The 21,561-nt window shown below is 63.1% G+C and carries 16 protein-coding genes; 7 read left to right on the top strand and 9 right to left on the bottom strand.

Features of this window, described 5'->3' with window-relative positions; all coding sequences use genetic code 11:
• Positions 1–140: 140 nt before the first annotated feature.
• The 6 genes from ACOGXH_RS17140 to glnA (ACOGXH_RS17115) all read right to left on the bottom strand — a co-directional run bounded on the left by ACOGXH_RS17140 (position 141) and on the right by glnA (ACOGXH_RS17115) (position 6,984).
• Positions 141–1,313, bottom strand: a complete 1,173-nt coding sequence (locus tag ACOGXH_RS17140; protein ID WP_419930300.1) for a tyrosine-type recombinase/integrase — start codon at positions 1,311–1,313, stop codon at positions 141–143.
• A gap of 165 nt (positions 1,314–1,478) precedes the next feature.
• Positions 1,479–2,105: a TetR/AcrR family transcriptional regulator gene (locus ACOGXH_RS17135; RefSeq protein WP_419930299.1), complete on the bottom strand. Its 627-nt coding sequence runs from the start codon at positions 2,103–2,105 to the stop codon at positions 1,479–1,481.
• A gap of 98 nt (positions 2,106–2,203) precedes the next feature.
• Positions 2,204–3,163, bottom strand: coding sequence for a sigma-70 family RNA polymerase sigma factor (locus ACOGXH_RS17130; RefSeq protein ID WP_419930298.1), 960 nt, complete (start codon positions 3,161–3,163; stop codon positions 2,204–2,206).
• A 123-nt stretch (positions 3,164–3,286) separates the two neighbouring features.
• Complete coding sequence (locus tag ACOGXH_RS17125; RefSeq protein WP_419930297.1) at positions 3,287–3,844, bottom strand: hypothetical protein; 558 nt, start codon at positions 3,842–3,844, stop codon at positions 3,287–3,289.
• A gap of 2 nt (positions 3,845–3,846) precedes the next feature.
• On the bottom strand, positions 3,847–5,502 hold the full coding sequence (locus tag ACOGXH_RS17120; RefSeq protein ID WP_419930296.1) for an NAD+ synthase: 1,656 nt from the start codon (positions 5,500–5,502) through the stop codon (positions 3,847–3,849).
• Between the two features lie 57 nt (positions 5,503–5,559).
• Positions 5,560–6,984: a type I glutamate--ammonia ligase gene (gene glnA / locus ACOGXH_RS17115; RefSeq protein ID WP_419930295.1), complete on the bottom strand. Its 1,425-nt coding sequence runs from the start codon at positions 6,982–6,984 to the stop codon at positions 5,560–5,562.
• 211 nt (positions 6,985–7,195) lie between these two features.
• Here glnA (ACOGXH_RS17115) and glnA (ACOGXH_RS17110) point away from each other — a divergent pair, with 211 nt between their 5' ends.
• From glnA (ACOGXH_RS17110) to ACOGXH_RS17090, 5 genes are all read left to right on the top strand, one after another.
• On the top strand, positions 7,196–8,530 hold the full coding sequence (gene glnA / locus ACOGXH_RS17110) for a type I glutamate--ammonia ligase (RefSeq protein WP_419930294.1): 1,335 nt from the start codon (positions 7,196–7,198) through the stop codon (positions 8,528–8,530).
• Between the two features lie 5 nt (positions 8,531–8,535).
• Entirely contained in the window at positions 8,536–9,201 is a 666-nt protein-coding gene (locus tag ACOGXH_RS17105) for a winged helix-turn-helix domain-containing protein (RefSeq protein ID WP_419930293.1), read from the top strand.
• Positions 9,202–9,222: 21 nt separating this feature from the next.
• Positions 9,223–11,424, top strand: coding sequence for an RCC1 domain-containing protein (locus ACOGXH_RS17100; RefSeq protein WP_419930292.1), 2,202 nt, complete (start codon positions 9,223–9,225; stop codon positions 11,422–11,424).
• A 95-nt stretch (positions 11,425–11,519) separates the two neighbouring features.
• A complete protein-coding gene (locus tag ACOGXH_RS17095) occupies positions 11,520–13,697 on the top strand; it encodes an RCC1 domain-containing protein (protein ID WP_419930291.1) in 2,178 nt (725 codons plus the stop codon).
• A 163-nt stretch (positions 13,698–13,860) separates the two neighbouring features.
• Positions 13,861–15,276: a hypothetical protein gene (locus ACOGXH_RS17090; protein ID WP_419930290.1), complete on the top strand. Its 1,416-nt coding sequence runs from the start codon at positions 13,861–13,863 to the stop codon at positions 15,274–15,276.
• A 7-nt stretch (positions 15,277–15,283) separates the two neighbouring features.
• On the opposite strand, the gene ACOGXH_RS17085 is transcribed toward ACOGXH_RS17090, so the two are convergent.
• Positions 15,284–15,631: a RidA family protein gene (locus tag ACOGXH_RS17085; RefSeq protein WP_419930289.1), complete on the bottom strand. Its 348-nt coding sequence runs from the start codon at positions 15,629–15,631 to the stop codon at positions 15,284–15,286.
• A 13-nt stretch (positions 15,632–15,644) separates the two neighbouring features.
• Here ACOGXH_RS17085 and ACOGXH_RS17080 point away from each other — a divergent pair, with 13 nt between their 5' ends.
• The gene (locus ACOGXH_RS17080; protein WP_419930288.1) at positions 15,645–18,350 is read left to right on the top strand and encodes a bifunctional [glutamine synthetase] adenylyltransferase/[glutamine synthetase]-adenylyl-L-tyrosine phosphorylase; all 2,706 of its coding nucleotides are present in this window, start codon (positions 15,645–15,647) and stop codon (positions 18,348–18,350) included.
• On the opposite strand, the gene ACOGXH_RS17075 is transcribed toward ACOGXH_RS17080, so the two are convergent.
• Positions 18,347–19,888, bottom strand: a complete 1,542-nt coding sequence (locus tag ACOGXH_RS17075) for a 2Fe-2S iron-sulfur cluster-binding protein (RefSeq protein ID WP_419930396.1) — start codon at positions 19,886–19,888, stop codon at positions 18,347–18,349. The two genes, ACOGXH_RS17080 and ACOGXH_RS17075, sit on opposite strands and share 4 nt — an antisense overlap.
• A gap of 19 nt (positions 19,889–19,907) precedes the next feature.
• On the bottom strand, positions 19,908–20,234 hold the full coding sequence (locus ACOGXH_RS17070; protein WP_419930287.1) for a HesB/IscA family protein: 327 nt from the start codon (positions 20,232–20,234) through the stop codon (positions 19,908–19,910).
• A 132-nt stretch (positions 20,235–20,366) separates the two neighbouring features.
• Between ACOGXH_RS17070 and ACOGXH_RS17065 the strand changes: the two genes are divergently transcribed.
• Positions 20,367–21,557: an Mrp/NBP35 family ATP-binding protein gene (locus tag ACOGXH_RS17065; RefSeq protein WP_419930286.1), complete on the top strand. Its 1,191-nt coding sequence runs from the start codon at positions 20,367–20,369 to the stop codon at positions 21,555–21,557.
• Positions 21,558–21,561: the final 4 nt, after the last annotated feature.

The raw sequence follows: 21,561 nt of genomic DNA, 5'->3' as shown, positions 1-21,561 counted from the left end.
GAGCCAGGAATGAAAATTCAATGAACACCGCACAGCTTTGTCACAGACATCTGCCCGTGTCAGACGTGCAATAGACCCTACCTACAGAGCGGAAAGACCTTCTGGAACGCCTCTCAGCTCCCTCCTCATTACGGAAGCTGTCAGGAACTCACTGAGATGAATGCTCCCCATTGCTCCATCACCGGGCGGCGGGCTTCGAGCGCGTCGGTGCGCTTGTATGCGCCTTCGATTCCTTTGACGGTGTGGCCGAGTGCCAATTCCGCCAGTTCGCGGCTCACTCCATTTTCGGCGCACCAATCCCTGAAGCTGCTTCGGAAGCCATGCGTGACCGCGGGGATACCGTTTTCCTTCAGCAGCTTGGAAGTGGCGACGTTTGAGAGCGGCCTGCGGGTTGGGGATGGGAAGAGCAAGCCACTGGTGTCGGCGTAGAAGCGGGCCGTTTGGAGCACTGCCATCGCCGCTTCGCTTAGTGGTATCCGTAGTTCTTTCCCGGTTTTGGTGCGATCACTTGGAATCGTCCAGGTGCGGTCGTCGAGGTCGATCTCCTCCCAGATGGCGTTGCGGGCCTCGCCGGACCGGCACGCAGTGAGCGCTATCCAGCGCATTAGCAGTTTCGTCGTCGGGTACGCCCCCGTCCCGTCGATGACCGCGAGGGCTGCGGGCACCTCGGAGGGCGGGAGCGCCTTGTGGTGCGTGGTACCTGTGTTGTTTGGAAGGGCGCTGGCTACGACAGTTCCCCTGGCGGGGTTGTCCTCTCTGAAGTTGGCGGCGATGGACCAGGCTAGGATCGCGCCGAGGCGCTGCTTCACGCGGCGCATCGTCTCGGGCCGTTCGTGCCAATGCGGGGAGAGCACGGACAAGATGTCGTGGCTGGTGATCTCTGACACGGCCTTTTCCCCGATCTTGGGGTATGCGTATGCCTCCAGCGAAGCCCGCCACTGATCCTCGGACCGGCCGCCATCGCGCCATGATGGCTTGCGGAGAGCGATCACCTTCTCGGCTGCCTCCCGCAGTGTCGGAGAATCTCCGCCCCTTGGGTCGCGGCCCGCCGCGGCCGTTTGGCGGTTCTCCAGCGCCTTCTGTCTTGCCTCCGCAAGTGAAACGAGCCAGGTCGGGCCGAGACCGATCGTGGTGGACCTGCCGTTGATCGTCAGCCGTTGCGCCCAGGTCTTGCGTACTCCCCTGTTTGCAGAACTCTTCACGATAAGGCGCAGACCGTGGCTGCCGTGCCCGCCGTCGCCGTATACCCCAGGCCGCGTCACGGTTCGGACGAATAACGCCGTCAGCCTCTTTCGCTCGTCTTTCTCGGCCATTTTGTTACCACTTTTGTTACCACTTTAGTGGTGAACTGTGGCGATTTTGGGCGATTCCAAATGATACAAATATCTGCCTTAACTCCCTGGTCAATGGCTATTCTACGAGTCCTAGCGATTCCGAATGATTTCGTGAGCCAGCGGGCGTCCACCTCCGCTCTGTGATCAGGGCGTGTCGGGCGGTCCGACTGCGCCGAGCAGCAGGGCGAGCAGGTTGACCCAGTCCTCCGCGGTGGGAACGTGGCGTTCTGCCCGGTCCGCAGATAACAGCAGGTGAGTGCCGATTCCGGCGGCTTGGATCAACAGAACCATTGCAGGAGTGCTCATTTCTCTGTCGCAGAGCCCCTCGTCTTTGGCTCTCTCGACGAGATCGCAAAGCTGGTCGGCTTGAAGGTTGAGAAACTCTTGAAGTCTCTGCTGGACCGCGGCATTGTTGCGGGCGCTGCCGAATATTTGGACCAGAACATCCTGGGTGCCATCTGATTCCAGTAGGTTGGCGCCCCAAGCGGCCAGGATCTCTGCTGCCGAAGTTCCGCTGACGCCAAGGTCCTTCAATCTCTGTTCAGGGGTTATCCGATCCAAGAGGTGGTTGAGAGCGGCAACCATCATCTCGTTCTTGTCCGGCCATCGGGCGTAAATCGCCCCGGTGGTCGCCCCAGCCCGGCGGGCGATGTCGCTCACTACTCCCTTGTCGTAACCCTGCTCAACGAACACTTCAGCGGCTGCGTCCAACAACCGCTCGGTCAACCCATCGGGATCACGTACGCGGCGTTGCATCGCGCCGTCAGACATGGCAACGCCCCCCACACATGAACATCAGAGAAACAATAGCTAACGCTCACATTCGATGTCGTCAAGGCCAGAAGACTCGGCCTGAGGGGGGGTTCAATCTAGACAGCTAAGAGGTCGCGGGCGCCGGTGTCGCTGCTGGGGTGGCGGAGTTTGGACATGGCGCGGGCTTCGATTTGGCGGATGCGCTCGCGGGTGAGATTGAAGTGCTCGCCGACCTCTTCGAGGGTGCGGGGCTCGCCGCGGTCCAGGCCGAATCGGAGTTTGAGGATCTCGCGCTCGCGCTCGTCGAGAGGGCCGAGCAGGCGGGTGATCTCCTCGGGCAAAAGCGCGGTGGCGGCCACTTCGAAAGGCGACTCGGCGGAGCGGTCTTCCACCACGTCGCCCAGTTCGGCGTCGCCGTCCTCGCGCAGCGGCTCGCTCAGCGACAAGGGCTCGGCCGCGAAGCGCAGGGCCTCAGTCACCTTCTCCTCGGAAAGGTCCACCTCGACGGCCAACTCGGCCAAAGTGGCCGGGCGGCCCAGCTTTTTCTCCAAGTTGGCCCGGGCCTTCTGGAGGCGGGCCAGCGTGTCGCCAGCGTGAACCGGCAGGCGGATGGTGCGACCGGTGTTGGCGATGCCCCGAGTGATGGCCTGGCGGATCCACCAGGTGGCATAGGTGGAAAACTTGAATCCCTTGCGCCAGTCGAACTTCTCAACGGCGTGCATCAGGCCCAGGTTGCCCTCCTGAATTAGATCCAGCAGGGGAAGGCCGGACGCCTGGTACTTCTTGGCGATGGATACCACCAGGCGGAGGTTGGATTGGACGAAGCGGCGCTCGGCTTGCTCGCCGGCTCTTACCTGGCGGCGCAACAATCGCCGACGGGCAGGCGTGAGCCGCTCCGAACTGCCGGGTTCGCTCTCTTTGTCCTGGTCGAGGAGGGCCTGGGCTTCGTTGCCTTCCTCGATTTTCTGGGCTAGCTCAACCTCATCGTCTTTGGTGAGCAGCGGGTACTGGCCGATGTCGGTCAGATAGAGCCGGACGAGATCCTCGTCGTCTCGCTCAACACGCTCTTTCGGCACAGCCACCCCTTCCCGATAGTCCTTGGGCCCGATAATCCGTGGAGTCACCGGTGCCGCTGTCGAAACGGTCGACGCTGACCGAGCAGAGACACGGACAATGCTTAGCCGATAAGGATACCCGCTTCATCGCGGAAGCGTCACCAGCGGAGGCCATCTTTTTTCGCGATAGTCGTCGGCAAAGCCACTCGCCAGCTCCTCCAGGCCATCATCAGAGGGGACACTGGGGGTATTCCACACTTCCCGCGAGTCATATTGCTCTTCGGCCAAATCGGCCGCCACCATGCGCGCGATACGGATCACCGCTCCGTCGCTCACTGGCAACAGTTCCTGGCCCAAGTGCTCGATTACAAAGGCCAACTGGGGCAGTGCCACCTCATAGATTGCGGCAAGAGCCTCGGTGGGCGCCGCCCCCTCCAAATGGGCCAGCAGGCGCACCCAAGCGTCGGTGGGGGGGCGAACCCGCTCGGCTCCGGCCAAGGCCGGTGAATCGGGCAGTGCGGCCCGCCACCACTGGGCGTGTTGTCCATGGCGGCGGCTGGATCGGGCCAAGAGGAGACGCGCTCGGTCGTCAAGCGGTTTTCCATCATCCAGATCGGTCGCCAAACGCCCTTCGACTTCAAAGAGCCGCTGGGAGATCCAGGCCAGGCCGCCACAAGCATCCGCCGACTGCTCGATGTCCATGCTCAGTCGCCGCCTCGATAGCGGTTGGTTATGGGCAGGCGGCGATCCCGACCGAAGGCCTTGGCGGTGATGCGCACGCCGGGTGGGTTCTGGCGCCGCTTGTACTCGGCACGGTCCACCAGGCCGGTGATTCGGCTGACCAACTCGGGATCGTAACCCTGCCCGCACAGGTCGGCGGGGGTGAGGTCGCCCTCCACATAGGCTTCCAGCAGGGGATCGAGCTCGTCGTAGGGGGGCAGGCTTTGGTCGTCCCGCTGGTCGGGGCGAAGCTCGGCCGAAGGGGGTTTGACCAGCACATTTTCGGGGATCAGGTCGCGGCCAGCCCTCTGGTTGCGGTGGGAGGCGAAGGCGTACACCTGGAGTTTCCAAAGATCTTTGATCACCGCGTAGGCCCCCGCGGTATCTCCGTACAAGGTGGAGTAGCCCACTGCACTCTCACTCTTGTTGCCGGTGGTCAGAATCAGCCATCCGAACTTGTTAGACAAGGCCATCAGCAGCGTTCCCCGGATGCGGGACTGCACATTCTCCTCGGCCAAATCTGGGCTCATCCCGTCGAATGACGGGGCCAGCATGTCGAGAAATGCCTGATGGCCGGGCTCCACCGGGATAACCCGGTGGTCGATACCCAGGTTCTGACAGAGGGCCTCGGCATCGGCCAGCGAATGATCACTGGAAAACCGAGAAGGCATCAATACGCCGTGGACATGATCGGCGCCCAAAGCGTCGGCGGCGACAACCGCCACCAGCGAGGAATCGATCCCCCCAGATAGCCCGACGCCCACATCGGTGAAGCCGTTCTTGTGCACATAGTCCCGGGTGGCCAACACAAGGGCTTCGTATTGCTCATCCACCTCGCTCATCCCAGGATCGACTCGGTTGATCTCTTGAGGGATGGGCGGCGGGTTCGGAAATTCGGGTCGTTCGGCCACCTCAATCTCGGCAATGAGCAGGTGCTCTTGGAACGCAGGGGCTTGGGCAATGACGCGGCCGTCGGGATCAAGCACCAGCGAAGCGCCGTCAAACACCAATTCGTCTTGACCTCCCACCAGATTTGCATAGACGATGGCGCACCTGGTTTCGGAGACCCGCTCGCGGAGCACATCCAACCGCTGGTCCAACTTGCCGACGTGATAGGGCGAGGCGTTCAGGTTGAAGATGACCTCGGCTCCAGCCGCGGCCATCTGGTTCATCGGGCCACCAGACATCCAGGCGTCCTCGCATACGGAGACTCCAAGGGCCACTCCGGCTACGTCGTACAGAACTATTTCGCCCGTACCGGGCTGGAAGTAGCGGCGCTCGTCGAACACCCCATAGTTGGGCAGTTCTCGCTTGTGGTAGACGCCCGCCAGCTGGCCATGGGCCGCGATTCCTGCGGCGTTCCAGCAACCCCCGGCGCCGTCCACAAACCCCACCACCGCGGTGCACGATCCCGACCGGGCGGCGATCTCCTCCATCGCCTGGCGGCTGTCCTGCACAAACCGCCGCTTGAGCACTAAGTCCTCCGGGGGATACCCGGTGACGGCCAGCTCAGGAAAAACTGCGGCATGGCACCCGGCCTCTTCCGCGGCAGCCAGCGCCGCGAGAATCCGCTTGGTGTTGGCGTCGATGTCGCCCACCACCGAGTTGATCTGGCACAGAGCCACCCGCAGCTTAGCCACGAAAACAGGTTAGAAGGCTTGTGTACCCCCGACACTGCCGGGGGTTTTAGAGCCGTCCTAGACGGAGTAGTACATCTCGTATTCAAGAGGATGGGGACGCAGGTTGACGGCGTCCACCTCCTCTTGCTTGACCTCGAGGTAAGACTCGATCAGCGAGGTGTTGAACACGTCGCCGGCCAGCAGGAAGTCGTGATCAGCCTCGAGAGCGCTCAGTGCCTCGGCCAGCGAGCCGGGTACAGTCTCGATGCCGGCGGCCTCTTCGGGCGGCAGGTCGTAGATGTTCTTGTCCAGCGGCTCACCCGGATCCATCTGGTTCTGGATTCCGTCGATGCCGGCCATCAGCATGGCGGCGAACGCCAGGTAGGGGTTGGCGCTGGGGTCCGGGCAGCGGAACTCCAGGCGCTTGGCCTTGGGGTTGTCGGAGATCAGTGGGATGCGGATGGCTGCCGAGCGGTTCCGCTGGGAGTAGGCCAGGTTCACCGGAGCCTCGTAGCCGGGCACCAGTCGCTTGTAGGAGTTGGTGGTGGGGGCGGCAAAGGCCAGGATCGCCGGAGCGTGGGCCAGCAGGCCGCCGATGTACCAACGGGAGATGTCGGACAGGCCGGCATAGCCCCGCTCGTCGTACATCAGTGTGTCGCCGTCCTTCCAAAGCGACTGGTGGGTGTGCATCCCCGAGCCGTTGTCGCCGTAGATCGGCTTGGGCATGAACGTGACAGAGCGACCGTGCTCGCGGGCCACGTTCTTCACCACGTACTTGTAGAGCTGGACTTTGTCGGCCATGGCCAGCATTTCATCGAACACCATGTCGATCTCAGCCTGGCCTGCGGTTCCCACCTCGTGGTGCTGGACCTCGATGGGGATCCCCACCGACTCCAGTGCCACCACCATCTCCGAGCGCAAGTCTTGGAAGGTGTCCAGAGGCGACAGCGGGAAGTATCCCCCCTTGTAGGGGATGCGGTGGCCGGGGCTGGGGGCGCCGTTGACCGAGGGACGGCCGCTCTCGAAAATGCCTTCAGCCGAGCGGACCTGATAGCCGGCCACATCGGGCTGATTCTGGTAGGCCACGCTGTCGAAAATGAAGAACTCGGCTTCCGGGCCGAAGTACGCGGAATCGGCGATGCCGGTGCTGGCCAGATAGGACAGGGAGCGGCGCACCACGCCACGGGGGTCTTTGCCGTACATCTCTCCGGTGACGGGATCCTTCACATCGCACAGCAGAACCAGGGTCTTGCGCTTCATGAATGGGTCGAAGATCGCGGTGTCGGGATCGGGGATGAGAAGCATGTCTGAGGCGTCGATGGTCTGAAATCCGCTCACCGACGAGCCGTCGAACCCGAGGCCCTCCTCGAATACCGCTTCGGTCAGCTCGCGGATGGGCATCGAGAAGTGATGCTGCACACCGGGGACGTCGGTGAATCGCACATCCACGAACTCGGCACCCTCGGATGCCGCCAGCGCAATGACTTCTTGGGGAGTTGACACAGTGGGTTCCTCCTTTTTTCGGCCCTTACTCTCCCACAAGCGACAAGGGCACGGCTCATCGTGCCTCTATGGATTTGCCGCCTGCTTGCGAAAGGCAGGCTCATCGTTGCATAGGTGAGTTTCCAGAGATTTTCCCGTTTGTGAAGCCTCTGTAAACGCTGCCAACGGGCTGGCGCAGGCCACTCCTGGCAGGGCACTCTGGTGGTCTTCTATGGAACCGCAAAAGGACTACGTGCTTCGTACGGTGGAGGAGCGAGGGGTGCGCCTCATCCGGCTCTGGTTCACCGACGTGCTGGGCCAGCTTAAGTCGGTGGCCATTTCCCCTGCGGAGCTGGCCGACGCCTTCGAAGAGGGACTGCAATTCGACGGCTCGGCCATCGACGGGTTCTCCCGGGTGCAGGAGAGCGACGTGCTGGCCGTGCCCGACGCATCCACATTTGAGCTGCTGCCATGGGCCGATCCTGAGGAGCCCTCCGGGCGTATCTTCTGCGACATCCGCAACCCTGACGGTACCCCCTTCGAAGGGGATCCCCGCTGGGTGATGCGCCGCAGCCTGGCCAAGGCAGCCGAGATGGGCTACACGTTCTACACCGCCCCTGAGGTGGAGTTCTTCTACTTCCGCCACGGCGACCCCGAGCAGCCGCTCGTCCCGCTGGACAATGCCTCCTATTTCGACTTGACGACTGCCGATGTGGCCAGCCCGCTGCGCAAGCGCACCATAACCATGCTGGAGGCCATGGGCATCCCGGTGGAGTACTCGTTCCACGAGGACAGCCCCAGCCAGCACGAGATAGACCTGCGCTACACCGAGGCACTGAGCATGGCCGACAACGTGATGACGCTGAGGCTGGTGGTGCGCAAGCTGGCCTTGGACCGTGACCTGCACGCCACGTTCATGCCCAAGCCGCTCAATGGGGTGCAGGGATCAGGCATGCACACCCACATGTCGCTGTTCGAGAACGACATCAACGCCTTCCACGACGCTGGCGACGACTACGGGCTGTCAAAAACCGCCAAGGCCTTCATTGCCGGACTACTACACCATGCTCGGGAGATCACCGCCATAACCAACCAGCTGGTGAACAGCTACAAACGGCTGGTGGCTGGCGATGAGGCCCCCACCTTCGTGTCGTGGGCCCGAAACAACCGTTCGGCGCTGGTGCGAGTGCCGGTGGTGAAACCGGGCAAGGAGTCGTCCACTCGGATCGAATACCGAGCCCTGGACTCGGCGGCCAACCCTTACCTGGCGTTTTCCGCCGTGCTGGCCGCGGGGCTGAAGGGGGTGCATGAGGGCTACGAGCTGCCCGCCGAGGCCGCCGCCGACCTCTACACCATGAGCAGAGGACAGGCCCGAGCCAAGGGATTCGAAGAGCTGCCCATGTCGCTGACGGAGGCCTTGGACGTATTGGAGGAGTCCCCGCTCATGGCCGAAGTGTTGGGCGAGCACATCCACGAGTGGTTCCTCCGCAACAAGCGGGCCGAGTTCGCCGAATACCGCCGAGAGGTCACGCCCTTCGAGCTCCGCCGATACCTGAACGCCTGGTAGCCGCGGTGAGTGAACCACTCCTGGTCTTTCCCGATCCGCCGCCGCCGGAGCTTGTGCGCACGCTTGATTTGGGCGGCTACAACTGGAAGGCGGTGAGCAGCGCCCAGGAACCGGAAGGGCGATGGCTGGGCGCGGTGGTGGCGGTGGGGGAGAGCCCCGAGGAAGCATTTGGATTCTGCCGGGCAATGAACCGGCGGGGGTTGGACATTCCGGTGCTGCTGCTCGTCTCCGGTGCCCATCTCGACGAACTGGAGATGCGCGACGACCTCTACACCGACTTCTGCCTGACCCCCTTCCACCAGCGGGAATTGGAGGCCCGATTGGCCCATCTGGTCTGGCGTTCGGGCACTGCACTGCGCCCGGAGCTGATTGAGTACGGGCCGCTGATACTGAACGTGGAGACCTACCAGGCCACCATCGCCGGACGACCCCTCGATCTCACCTACATGGAGTACGAGCTGTTGAAGTTCCTAGCCAGCTCGCCGGGCAAGGTTTTCACCCGAGAGACGCTGCTTAGCCGGGTGTGGGGTTACGACTATTTCGGTGGCGCCCGAACCGTGGACGTTCACGTGCGCCGCCTCCGGGCCAAGCTCGGCGAAGAGCATGCCGGCCTCATCACCACCGTGAGATCCGTCGGCTACCGCTTCGGGCTCTCTCGCTGGGAGCGGTGATGGTGAGTAGGGTCACAGGTTGTGAAGCAAAGTGTGGCTTTCTTTCTGGTTTTTGTCGTCTTGGCCACAACGATCTCGATATCAGGGTCGGCGACAGCTCAACAAGCCATTAGCCAACAGAAAATCCAGGAACGCGACCAGCTGATTGCCAACCAGGAGAACTTGCTGAATACCTACAGGTGCCTGTTCGGAGTGGATGTGCATGCGGTTCCCGGCGGGTGCGAGCACCGCGACATCGTGGTGGTCGGTGCCGCTCCTCAGAATCCCACTCAAGGCGACCTCGATGTGAGGGATGGACTGATCCAAAACCAGGAGGCCCTGCTCAACGTTTACCGCTGCCAATTCGATGTCGACACCCAACTTGTGCCCGGCGGGTGCTCCGAGGGTGCCCCGGTCGCCACCCCCGACGCTGGGCCGGTCGCCACCCCAGTGGCCGACCCGCTTACGATTCCCGAGGGGACTCGCGGCGACGACACGCTGATCTCGGTGGGCCGGGGCCGCACGTGCGCGGTTCTAATTGACGGCGGGGCGACATGCTGGGGGCGGAATGGATCGCTGGATCACGTCGTGCTCGCTGGCATTAAGGATGTCGCGGCGATCACCACTTCTAACCACCAGGGCTCCAATTTGCACGCCTGCATCTTGCACGAGGATAGGACCATCTCGTGCTGGGGTAGCGGCGACTATGGAAAGCTGGGCCAAGGCGACAAGAGCGACCATCACCTGCCAGTGAAGGTCCCGCGCATCAGTGATGCAGTGGCAGTGAGCACCGGCAGTGAGTACACCTGTGCCCTCCATGGCGACGGTGGCGTCTCTTGTTGGGGCCGCAACGACTGGGGACAAATGGTCGACGGCACCAAGGAGAACAGGCTTTCGCCCCGGCGAATTCCCGGCCTGTCAGACGTGGTGGCAATTGGAGCCGGTCCGCAAACAAGCTGTGCGGTTCACAGAGACGGCGACATCTCGTGTTGGGGACGGGGGTACGACATCTCAGACTCCGGGCCCGAGAGGTTCAAGCCCCGTGCCCCGTTCGCCTCGGTGTCGGTGGGGAATGCGATAGGTGCGGCCTTTTCCTGCGCTACTTCTATCGGCGGAGACGTCTACTGTTGGAACCCCGGACGGCGCCCCTCGGCCGCGACCCGCGTTCCCGGCCTGACCGATGTGGTGGAAGTCTCAGTCGGCTACGCCAGCGCGTGTGCACTACACCGCGACGGTGGCGTCTCCTGTTGGGGAACCAATCAGGCGGGTGAGGTCGGTGACGGCACGACGAACCCTCGGCCTCGTCCGAAACGGGTTGCGGGCATCTCGGACGCCGTGGCCGTGAACGTCAGCTTTGGATCATTCTTGGGAGGTTCATACTTAAGCGTGACACCTCACGCGTGCGCATTGCGCGCCGATGGGTCGGCATTGTGTTGGGGAGGCAATGAAGTCAGGCAGCTGGGTGACGGCACCAACCAGAACCGGCTGATACCAACCCTGGTGAGGCCGATCGTCCCAATTCCGGCCGATCAGGTGCCCATTACCCCCACCGAGCGGCTGCGAGCATGGGCGGAGTTGGTCGTTAGGGAGCACGAGGCAAACCACCCGTGGATGCGGGTCGCCTGGGACCACATCAGCGAACGGACATTGGCCACGAGATCCGGGGACGGCGGTTATGTAGTAACTACTTGCTACGCGTCGGCCAATGGGGTCGGTTGTCGTGCCGACGATATGAGAATCGAACGATTTACGCTCACCGTGCTCGTTCACGAGCTCCTCCACGTCTATGACCTGCACACCGGTTTGGCTCCTTCCAAGGCGTGGGGTGCGGTGCAGCTCTACTTCGCCACTACCTATCCTGACTGCCACGACCGCGGCGGCAAGGGCGGGGTAGAGATCTTGGCCGACACGGTTACCCACCTCATCGTCCCTGGTGCATTATTGACCTACTATCTGAGAGGCGGGTGCCCCTCGCTGCTTGGCCGCAGCAGCCCAACCGCTGAGGCCGAGCAAGTCGTCCTCCAGGGCCTCGCTGGCCAAGTGCCGGATTGGTATCGCGAGAACATCACCAACGGCGCCGAATTGTGGGCAGCCTGGCTCCGCGGTCCGTCAATAGTGGCGCTAGCCAACCTGGCCGACGAGTTCGGCGGACTGTGCAACACCGATTGGATCCGCTTTCCCTTCGACCCCGAGATCTTCCCTCCAGCTGGCAGCAACCCGTTCAAAGACGGCGGCTGCCCCTAAGGCGGGGCGCCCGTCAGCGCACAAGCCGCCATCGCTGCCGCCTACCGTTTTGGCCCCTCCCACTGGGAGCGCTGAGGTAGATAGTGTCTCAATCCGTGAGGCGGAAAGCTGCTTTCTTTCTGGCCGCAGCCGCTTTGGCAACGGCAGTCATGGCTTCGGGGTCCGCGGCAGCCCAACAGGCCGTTAGCCAACACAACGTCCAGGTACGCGACCAGCTGATTGCCAACCAGGAGAACTTGCTGAATACCTACAGGTGCCTGTTCGGAGTGGATGTGCATGCGGTTCCCGGCGGGTGCGAGGACCCCGACTCCGTCGTGGTCGGTGCCGCTCCTCAGAATCCCACTCAAGGCGACCTCGATGTGAGGGATATGCTGATTCAAAACCAAGAGGCCCTGCTCAACCTCTACCGCTGCCAATTCGACGTCGACACCCAACTCGTGCCTGGCGGGTGCTCCGAGAGAGCCCCGGTTGTCACCCCCGAGGCTGGACCGGTAACGACCCCCGAGGCCGTCTCGTTCACTATCCCCCAGGAACCCCGTGGCGACGACACGCTCATCTCGACAGGCCGGGACCGCACATGCGCGGTTCGGGTTGACGGCGGAGTGGCGTGTTGGGGGCAGCACGGATTTCTAGATCGGTTCGCCCTCGCGGGGCTTCAGGACGTCGCGGCGATCACCACGGCTGACAACCCAACATCCCCCTTGCACGCTTGTGTGCTGCACCGCGATGGCAGCGTCTCCTGCTGGGGTAACGGAAGGCAAGGAAGGCTCGGGCAGGGCGACGTGAGCCGCCACTACCTGCCAGTGAAGGTCCCAGGTATTGCTGATGCGGTGGCAGTGAGCGCTGGAAGTGAGCACACTTGCACCCTTCACCGCGATGGCGGCGTCTCCTGCTGGGGAGGAAATTCACTCGGGCAGATGGGCCTCGGCACCAAGGAGTATCCCGTGTATTTGCCTCGGCGAGTTCCTGGTCTGTCAGATGTGGTGATGATCGCGGCCGGTTCGCACAACAACTGTGCGGTTCACCGCGACGGCGACGTTTCATGCTGGGGGTGGCCCTACGAGTTGTCAGACTCCGGTCCCAAGAGGTTCACCCCCCCTGTCAGATTCGCCTCGGTGTCGGCCGGCTGGAGTCATTCCTGTGCCAGGTCCGTCGCCGGGGATGTCTACTGCTGGAGCAACGGGCAGTCTCCAGCGATCGCGACCCGCGTCCAAGGCCTGACCGGCGTGGTGGAGGTGTCGGTAGGCAACGGAAGTACGTGCACACTGCACCGCGACGGCGGCGTCTTCTGCTGGGGACGCAACACGGCAGGCGAGGTCGGTGACGGCACCACGACTCCACGGCAGCGACCGAAACGGGTTGCGGACATCTCGAACGCCGTGGCCGTGAGCGTCAGCTGGGGATCGAAGGACAGCACCGCCCACGCGTGTGTCTTGCGCTCCGATGGGTCTGCGTTGTGTTGGGGAGGCAATGAAACCGGGCAGCTGGGCGACGGCACAAACACAAACCGGCTGAATCCCACCCCGGTGAAGCCGATCGTTGTGATTCCGGCCGATCAGGCGTCGCTCACCCCCACCCTTCTGCTACGGACATGGACTGAGGCGGTCGTGCAAGAGCACGAGGAGAACTACCCGTGGATGCGGATCGCCTGGGATGAGATACGCGATCGGGCAATGGCCGAACACTCGGGTTACGGCGGTCAGGTGCGGCGTACCTGCTACGCGTCAGCCGACGCGCTCGGCTGCAAGTCTTTGGAATTGAGCATGACCGCATTTGAGGTCGGCGGAATTGTTCACGAGCTGTTGCACGTTTACGACCTGCACACCGGTCTGGCACCGCCGAAGACGTGGGGTGCGGTGCAGCTCTACTTCGCCACTACCTATCCCGGCTGCTACAACTTCTCTGGCGACATCAGCGGAGCAGAGATCCTGGCCGATACGGTGAACCATCTCATCGTCCCTGGCGCATGGTTGACCTACTACGAATCCACAGGGTGTCCCAACATAACCCCGGGTAGCAGCCCGACTACTGAGGCCGAGCAAGTCGTTCTCCAGGGCTTGTCCGGCCAGGTGCCGGATTGGTACCGCGAGAACATCACCAACGGCGCCGAGTTGTGGGCGGCCTGGCTCCGAGGTCCGTCGCTGCCAGCGCTTGCCAACCTGGCCGACGAGTTCGGCGGGCTGTGCAGCACAGATTGGATCACCTATCCCCTCGATCCGGAGCTCTTCCCTCCGGTTGGCAGCAACCCATTCAGAGACGGCGGGTGCCCCTAAGGCGGGGGCCCCGACAGCGCTGGAGCCGTCATCGCAGTCGACTTCCGCTTTGACCTCTCCCACAGGGGCACCGTCTGTCCCCTGCTTGACAGCCACCATTTGTCACCGCTCTGTGTCTCTCCTACCCTCGCTTCTTGTGCCAGCAATTGTGCGATACACCAAGATGGCTGCGGTAGTGGCAGTTGTTTTTCTGATGCTTCCCTTCGGAGTGGCGAGCACCGTTGCGCAGGAGGCACAGGTTTCTCAGGAGGAAGTCAGGACACGCGACGATTTGATCTTCGCCCAAGAATCCCTGCTCAACGTCTACCGTTGTCGATTCGACGTCGACACCCAGATCGTCCCCGGCGGCTGCACCGAGGGAGAACCGGCAGAAGAACAGCCACCGCCAGTCCCCTTTGAGGGCGCTGCCACCTCACATGATCTCGACGCGCGCGATCAACTCATCGAATCCCAAGAATCACTGCTGAATGACTACCGCTGCCTGTTCAAGATCGATGTCCAGATCGTCCCCGGCGGCTGCAGCCGGATCGCTATTGCGCACTCAGGGGCTATCTGGACGATGCGCGGAGATAGCAAGGATCAGCAGAGGATTGCCTCGATTGAGAACACTCTCGGAACAGACTTCTTCCTTGTGGCGGAAAGTCTCGCGTGGTCGCCCAGTAGTCAACGCATCGCCTACGCCAAGAACTATTACGAGAAACCTTCTGATGGATATTCAAACAAGAGCGAAATTTGGATAACCAATATTGATGGGACCAATCATGAACTATTGGTAGAAACTGGCTTCGGCGAATACCAACAAATTGACGCAATATCTTGGTCGCCCGACGGCAGAAAAATCGCCTACCAGAACTATTGCTGCGAGATACACGGAGAAAACGCAGCAATTGAACTGTGGTTGATGAATGCCGACGGAACTAATCGCAACCACTTAGCCAACATAGTGGGAGAACGCGGATATTCGTGGTCTCCCAATGGTTCACAAATCGCTTACTACAAGGTCACTAGGAATCCATTATTTCCACAAGTAATGGATCAAGCTACGGAAATCTGGGTGGCAAATGCCGATGGTTCAAATGCTAGAAAGCTAAGCGACATAGATTCTGTATATGGACCCATTTGGTCACCTGATGGCACTCGCCTCGCTGTGGAGCTTATTTCACGTGGGACGAATCACAAGGAGATATGGGTTCTCGATGTTGACGGCACAAACGAACGAAAAATCACAGGCTCGCAGTCTGTGTACGATCTGAGTAAGGGGCACAGAGCATTCGGGTTTGCGTGGGCACCTGACAGCATGAGCATCGCGTTCATCGACTTTCAAGAAGAATCGGATGTTCTCGTAGTGGTTGACGTGGACGGATCTAACCGGCGTCAGCTAGTCGAGTTGGGTGCGACACGGTCTGCGCCAGTGTGGTCGCCTGATGGAACAAGGATTGCCTACTCTGCCGGTCGTTTCGACCCCGTGCTCAATTCATACACCTCAGGGGGTCTTTGGATCGTCAGAATTGATGACAGTACCCGCCTGCAGCTTGCCGTTGGACCAGTGTCAGCTCAAGATGCCTCTTGGTCTCCTTAGCGCTGGATCAATCCACATAGGCCCAGAGTTCGATTTCCACTAGGGCGCCCAGGGGCAGGGCGGCCACCCCGACGGCGGAGCGGGCGGGGCGGTTGTCGCCGAAGCACTCGATGTAGGCCTGGTTCATGGCGCCGAAGTCGTCCATGTGCAACAGGAAGACGGTGGCTTTCACCACGTCGTCCAGCGTGGCCCCTTCGGTGGCCAGCACCGACTCAGCGTTGGCCACTGCTTGGCGGAACTGGGCGATGAGCCCGCCGGGCACCAGCGAGCCGTCGGCAATCCCAATTTGGCCCGAGCAGATGAGGAGGTTTCCCGCCCGGACGATGGGAGAATAGGGTCCAACCGGAGTGCTCATACCTGAGGATCATATGGAAACCAGCAGCCAGGGTCACCAAAACCAGGACATCGAACATCTGATCGCCTCCTGTCCATGGCCCGAGGATGCCCGCTCCCTTATCGACGACTTGGCCATCAACGACGAGCGCCGAGCCCGGGCGGCGGCCATGCTGGCGGGGGCTTCCCGCAGCATGAGCAAGGCGGTGCGCCGCGACCCCAGCCTGCTTGGTGTGCTCGATCCACCGTCTGAGTTCGCCACTGAGAAGATGTCCCTGGTCGCTCCCGATGATGACGACGCCCTCGACGGTCTGCGGCGGTGGAAGCGGCGTCAGCTCCTTCGTATTGCGCTGCGCGACCTGCTGGGCGAAGCCGACTTGGCCACCGTGGGCCGCGAGCTGTCGTTGCTGGCCGATGCCTGCTTCGTCCGGGCCCTGGAGATCGCCGACGAAGGCCCGCCCCTGGCCGTTATCGGCATGGGCAAGCTGGGAGGCAACGAGCTGAACTACGCCAGCGACGTGGACATCGTGTTCGTCCACGAAGGGGACTCCGCCGCGGCTGCCCGTCGAGCCCGGAAGGTTCTGGAGATTCTCACCGCGTTCACCCCCGAAGGGCAGGTGTACCGGGTGGACATCGAGCTGCGCCCCGAGGGAGGCGCCGGAGCGCTCAGCCGTACCCCTGAGGCATTCGGAACATACTTCGACCGCTGGGCAGTGCCATGGGAGCGCCAGGCCTACATCAAGACCCGGTTGTCAGCCGGCGATCCCGAATTGGGCAATGCCTTCTTCGATGCCATCAAACCCGGGGTTTGGGGTGAGAACTTGGAAGCTGACACCGTGCCCCACCTTCGCGCCCTGAAGCTGCGAGTGGAGGAGTCGGCCAAGCTGAAGGGCGACCGGGAGCTCAAGAAGGGTCCCGGTGGGCTCCGGGACATCGAGTTCACCGTGCAGCTTCTTCAGCTGGTCCACGGGCGCACCGACCCCACCATCCGCTCTCCCAACACCCTCACCGCTCTCCGCCAGCTCAGCTGGGGGGAGTACATCGACCAGGCCGATGCGGTTCATTTCACCACCGCCTACATTCACCTGCGCACCGTGGAGCACCGGGTGCAGCTCCGCGACGAACGCCAGACCCACGAGCTGCCCTCCGGCGAGGCCGATCAGGTGTGGGCGGCCCGGGCATCCGGCTTTGAGAGCTTGGAGGCGTTCCAGGCCTCCCACCTCCGCCACCAGACCTCGGTTCGGGAGATCCACCAGCGGATCTTCTATCGCCAAACCCTCGACCGGATGCACGAGACCGGATTGGTAAGCGAGCTGCTCCCCGATCACCTCGGCCAACTGGGCTTCGAAGACCCTGATCGGGCGGCCGGAACGATCGAGCGCCTGACCGAGAACCTGGGCCGCCGGGCCAATGTGATGCAGCAGGTCCTCGTCATCATGGTGGAGGCGCTGGCCACCACGCCCGACCCCGACCTGGGACTCATTCGATTGGCCTGGCTGCTGGACGGCTCCTTTCGGGTCGGCACCATCCTCCCGGTGCTGCGCGACTCTCCCATCGCCATCAGCGACATCGCCCGACTCCTGGGATCAAGCCGGGTGGCTGCGGGTTGGATGCGAAATCACCCGGAGTTCGCCCGTCTGCTGATGAACCCCGAAGTACTGGCCATCGCCCGAACCGCAGGAGAATTGACCTCCGATGCCACCGAGGCCATGCAGTCGGCCGCCGGAGACCACGACCTCCAGATGGCCGAGCTGCGGCGTTTCGTGCGGCGCGAGCAGCTCCGGGTCGCCGCCCGAGACATACTGGGGCTGGCCTCGATCATCGAGATCCCCGAGGAACTGACCCTCATCGCCGACGCCGCGGTAGCGGCGGCCGTCGATGGCCTGGCTCCCGAGGTGCCCTTCGCCGTGATCGGCCTGGGACGCTATGGCGGTCTCGACCTGTCGTATGCCTCTGACTTGGATGTGATCTTCGTATACGAGGGCGCAACGTCCGATGAGGCCCGAGCGGCCAATCGCACTGCCCGGGGCCTGCTCCGAGAGATCGGCGCCCAAACCGCCGAGGGCCGAGCCTGGGAGATTGACGCCCGGCTGCGCCCAGAGGGCGAGAACGGGCAGCTTGCTCGATCGCTCGAGGGGTATGAGCGCTATTACGCCGAGCGGGGTCAACTCTGGGAGCGCCAGGCCCTGCTCAAGCGGCGATTCGTGGCGGGAGACCCCGAGGTGGGCAATCGGTTCCTCCAGCTGGCTGACCAGTGGTGCTACCAGCCCGAATTCAGCGAGGCCGAGGTTGAGGAGATCCGAACTATGAAGCGCCGCATTGAGGCCGAGCGGCTGGGGGCCGGCAGCAAAGCCCGGGACGTGAAGCTCGGCGCTGGCGGGCTGAGCGATATCGAGTTCACCGTGCAGCTCATGCAGCTTCAGCACGGATTTGGACGGACCACAATTAGGGACAACCGCACCCTTCCAGCAATTGTCGGGCTATCGGAGCACAACCTGCTCGGCATCGGGGATCGGGCCACCCTGGATGTCGGTTACCGCTTCTGCCAACGGTTCCGCAACGCCCGCTACCACCTCTCCGGGCTCTCGTCGGACGTGTTCCCCGACGACGACCACGAGGAGCTGCTGCTGGCTCGGCGACTCGGCTACCCCAGCAATAAGGACTTGGAGGCCGACTACCAGGAAATCACCGAAGCTGTTCGCGAGGTGACCGACCGGCTGCTTTACGGCGAGTCTGCCTAGGTGCCAATTAGGCCAGTAGGCCAGTCGGGAGAATGGCCGGCGGCCCGCCAAACAGCCGAGGCCACGGCGGCGAGCACCGCATCGGAACAGTTGACCGGTGGATCATCAGACGGTTCGATCTCCACTTCCACCGGTGGCATCCTGGAGGCGGGCACAACCCCGAATGAGCGGATGGTGAGATCGTGTACTTCGCCGTTGGGGTCCGCCGTCAATGCTTCGGAGGTCACCCAGCTGTAGGCCATGTGGGCTGCGCCGATGCAGTAGGAGCGCAGTACGATCTCATCTAGCGGGTCGCCGCCCCGCACCTGAATCTCCAGCGTGCCTTGGCGCCATTGGGCCCGAGCCAATCCGCCGCCGGGCGACGCCATCGGCTGCGAGCCATCGCCCAGCGCGCTCAGCGCCACGGCGGCCTCAACCCAGCCCGCGCCTCGGATGTCGACCGAAGTCGGCGGTCCGGGAATGTCCACCTCCTCCACCAGGAGTGCGGGAGCGACCGAGCCGATGGCCTCGGCAACCCCTGGGGTACGCGCCACCCGGACCACCCCTCGGCCCTCTGGGTCGATCCCAATGGCGACTGGGGGGCGCTTGGGACCGTGTTGAACGGTGTCCTCACGCGACCACAGCACCCGGACCGTGCGGCCATGCTCATCGGCCAGCTGACGGGCGATTTCCGGAAGCGGCGACGCCAACTTGGCCCCGAATGCGCCGCCGTTGGCCAGGGGACTGGCTGGCTCACCGCCGGGCGCGCACCACGAGGCGTCGGTCTCCAGATAGGCGGGCTCCACCCAGGAGGTGCGGAGCCGCACCGCCCAGTCGCCGTCGGGGATTTCCAGGGGCATGGGCCGATCATCGGGGGTGCGACGGCCCTGCACCTTGCCGGCCACCGCTCGGGCTTCGGCCACTGTCTCCCCCAGCGCCCAACCACCCCGGCCGTCGGACAGCGCCACCAGCGCCCCTTCGGGCACGGTGTCGTCGGCAAAGCCCCCCTCTCCCAGAGCCACCTCCGACCCCACCGCCTGAGAAGCGCCGCCCTCGATCTCGGCCCGTCGCATGGCAGCGGCCCAGTTCCGATCGGGGGCGGCCGTGCCAAAGGCATCCCAGGCTTCCAAGATGGTCTGCCAACCGGTGCAGCGGCACAGATGGGCGGCCAGTGCCGTGGCCGCGGCTGAGCGAGACCGATCTTCGCTAGAGCGGGCTTCGAGGCCCGCGAGACGCATGATGATGCCTGGGGTGCAAAAGCCGCACTGGCTGGCTCCGGCGGCGCAGAAGGCTTTGCCCCAGCTGGCCCGGGTCTCTTCCGGCAGCCCGGCCAAGGTAGTGATCGCCCGCCCCACCACTCGGCGAGCGGGCGTCACGCACGACACCCGGGGCTTTCCATCCACCCACACGGTGCAGCACCCGCATTGGCCTTGCGGACTGCACCCGTCTTTCACCGTGTGGATGCCCAGTCGGTCGCGGAGCACTTCCATCAGCGAGGCGCCGTCATCGGCAACCTCAATCTGGTGACCGTCTACGGTGAATTTCAGCACGGCCGCCACGAGCGGCAAAGAAGTGCGACTAACTGAAGCTTTGTCCGCAGCCGCAGGTGCGCTGGGCGTTGGGGTTGGTGATGGAGAACCCCGCCTCGGTCAAGCCGTCCTTGTAGTCGAGCACCGCGCCTTCCAGCAGGGCGGCGCTGGAGGAGTCGACCACTACCTTGACGTCGCCGAACAGAACTTCGTTGTCTTCGGCGCCGATATCGGCGTCGAAGTACATCTCGTAGTTGAATCCGGAGCAACCGCCAGGGCGAACCGCCACCCGCAGGGCCAGCTCTTCGTCGTCGGCTTGCTCCTGGCGGACCAAGTCTCCGACTTTGCTGGTTGCTGCGTCTGTGAGTGTGATCACACGCTTCTCCCTATCCGGTTCTGCGAACAGTGCCATTTTATCCACCAATTCCGCTTGCCAACACACCAAAAGCCCGACGGGGCGGAGTCCACCCATAGTGGCTTGCTCCCCAAACCGTTAGCATCAATGAACGTGAGCGATGGAACCGCCGCAGACTTGCCGACAGTTGACGATGTGATGGCCGTGCTTCGCGGGGTGATCGACCCCGAGCTGGGCACCGACATCGTTGATTTGGGCATGGCCCGGGGCGCGGTGGTCAACCCCGACGGCTTGGTCGAGGTGACGGTGGCTCTCACCACCTCGGGATGCCCGCTGAGAGCCCAGATCCAGCGAGACGTCCGCAGCCGGGTAGGCGGGCTGCCCGGTGTGGAGAAGGTAAAGATCCATTGGAGCGAGTTGACCCAGGATGAGAAGGCGGCGGCCATGGCCAAGGCCCGGTTCAACGTCTCCCAGAACGCTCCTGACACCGAGGTGCCTCCTACTGCCAAGGTCGTGATGGTGGCGTCGGGGAAAGGCGGGGTGGGGAAGTCGACTATCACGGTGAATCTGGCCGCCGAATTGGCCCGCCGAGGGATGCGTGTCGGCGTGATGGACGCCGACATCTGGGGCTATTCGGTTCCTCGGATGCTGGGGGTTGAAGGCCGCCTGTCCGGCGCCGAAGACGAGAAGAAGATCGTCCCCAACGAGAAGCAGGTGGGCGAGGGCGTGCTCGAAGTGGTGTCGATGGGGTTTCTGGTCGACCGGGAGGAGACCGCCCTGATGTGGCGGGGGCTCATCTTGAACCGGGCCGTTCAGCACTTTCTTGAAGACGTGCGCTGGGGACCAGTGGACTATCTGCTGATCGACATGCCGCCGGGCACCGGCGACGTCCAGATGGGCATCGCCAAGATGCTCCCCCAGGCGGAGATGGTGGTGGTGACCACTCCGGCTCGCAGCGCCCAGAAAGTGGCCACCCGAGTGGCTTCGATGGGACGGTCCAACTATCTCCGGATCGTCGGGGTGATCGAGAACATGAGCGCGTTCGTGGCCCCCGACGGGGAGCGCTACGAGATCTTCGGCCAGGGAGGCGGACAAGAGCTCGCTGATGAACTGGGTGTGCCGCTGTTGGGCCAGGTGCCCATCGACGGCTCGGTGGCCTCCGGCGGCGACGACGGCGCCCCGGTTGTGCTGGATGAAAATCTCGGTGCCGCCGGTAATGCATTGCGAGCTGTGGCCGACCGACTGCTGGAAGAGGTCCCTCCGGTGGACATGGCCAGCTGCACGGCGCGGATTTTCGAGGCCGCCGAACAGGCCTTAGCCAACCTCGACATCGTCTCGTCATAGGAAT

This window comes from Candidatus Poriferisocius sp., assembly GCF_965208355.1.
In the GTDB taxonomy this organism is placed as follows: Bacteria; Actinomycetota; Acidimicrobiia; order Acidimicrobiales; family Bin134; genus Poriferisocius.
This window is presented reverse-complemented; position numbering and strand designations above follow the sequence as displayed.

Bases quoted from the DNA above. Each gene is read 5' to 3' on its own strand.
- ACOGXH_RS17140 (WP_419930300.1), bottom strand. From the start codon at position 1,313: ATGGCCGAGAAAGACGAGCGAAAGAGGCTGACGGCGTTATTCGTCCGA.
- ACOGXH_RS17135 (WP_419930299.1), bottom strand. From the start codon at position 2,105: ATGTCTGACGGCGCGATGCAACGCCGCGTACGTGATCCCGATGGGTTG.
- ACOGXH_RS17125 (WP_419930297.1), bottom strand. From the start codon at position 3,844: ATGGACATCGAGCAGTCGGCGGATGCTTGTGGCGGCCTGGCCTGGATC.
- glnA (WP_419930294.1), top strand. From the start codon at position 7,196: ATGGAACCGCAAAAGGACTACGTGCTTCGTACGGTGGAGGAGCGAGGG.
- ACOGXH_RS17090 (WP_419930290.1), top strand. From the start codon at position 13,861: ATGGCTGCGGTAGTGGCAGTTGTTTTTCTGATGCTTCCCTTCGGAGTG.
- ACOGXH_RS17085 (WP_419930289.1), bottom strand. From the start codon at position 15,631: ATGAGCACTCCGGTTGGACCCTATTCTCCCATCGTCCGGGCGGGAAAC.
- ACOGXH_RS17080 (WP_419930288.1), top strand. From the start codon at position 15,645: ATGGAAACCAGCAGCCAGGGTCACCAAAACCAGGACATCGAACATCTG.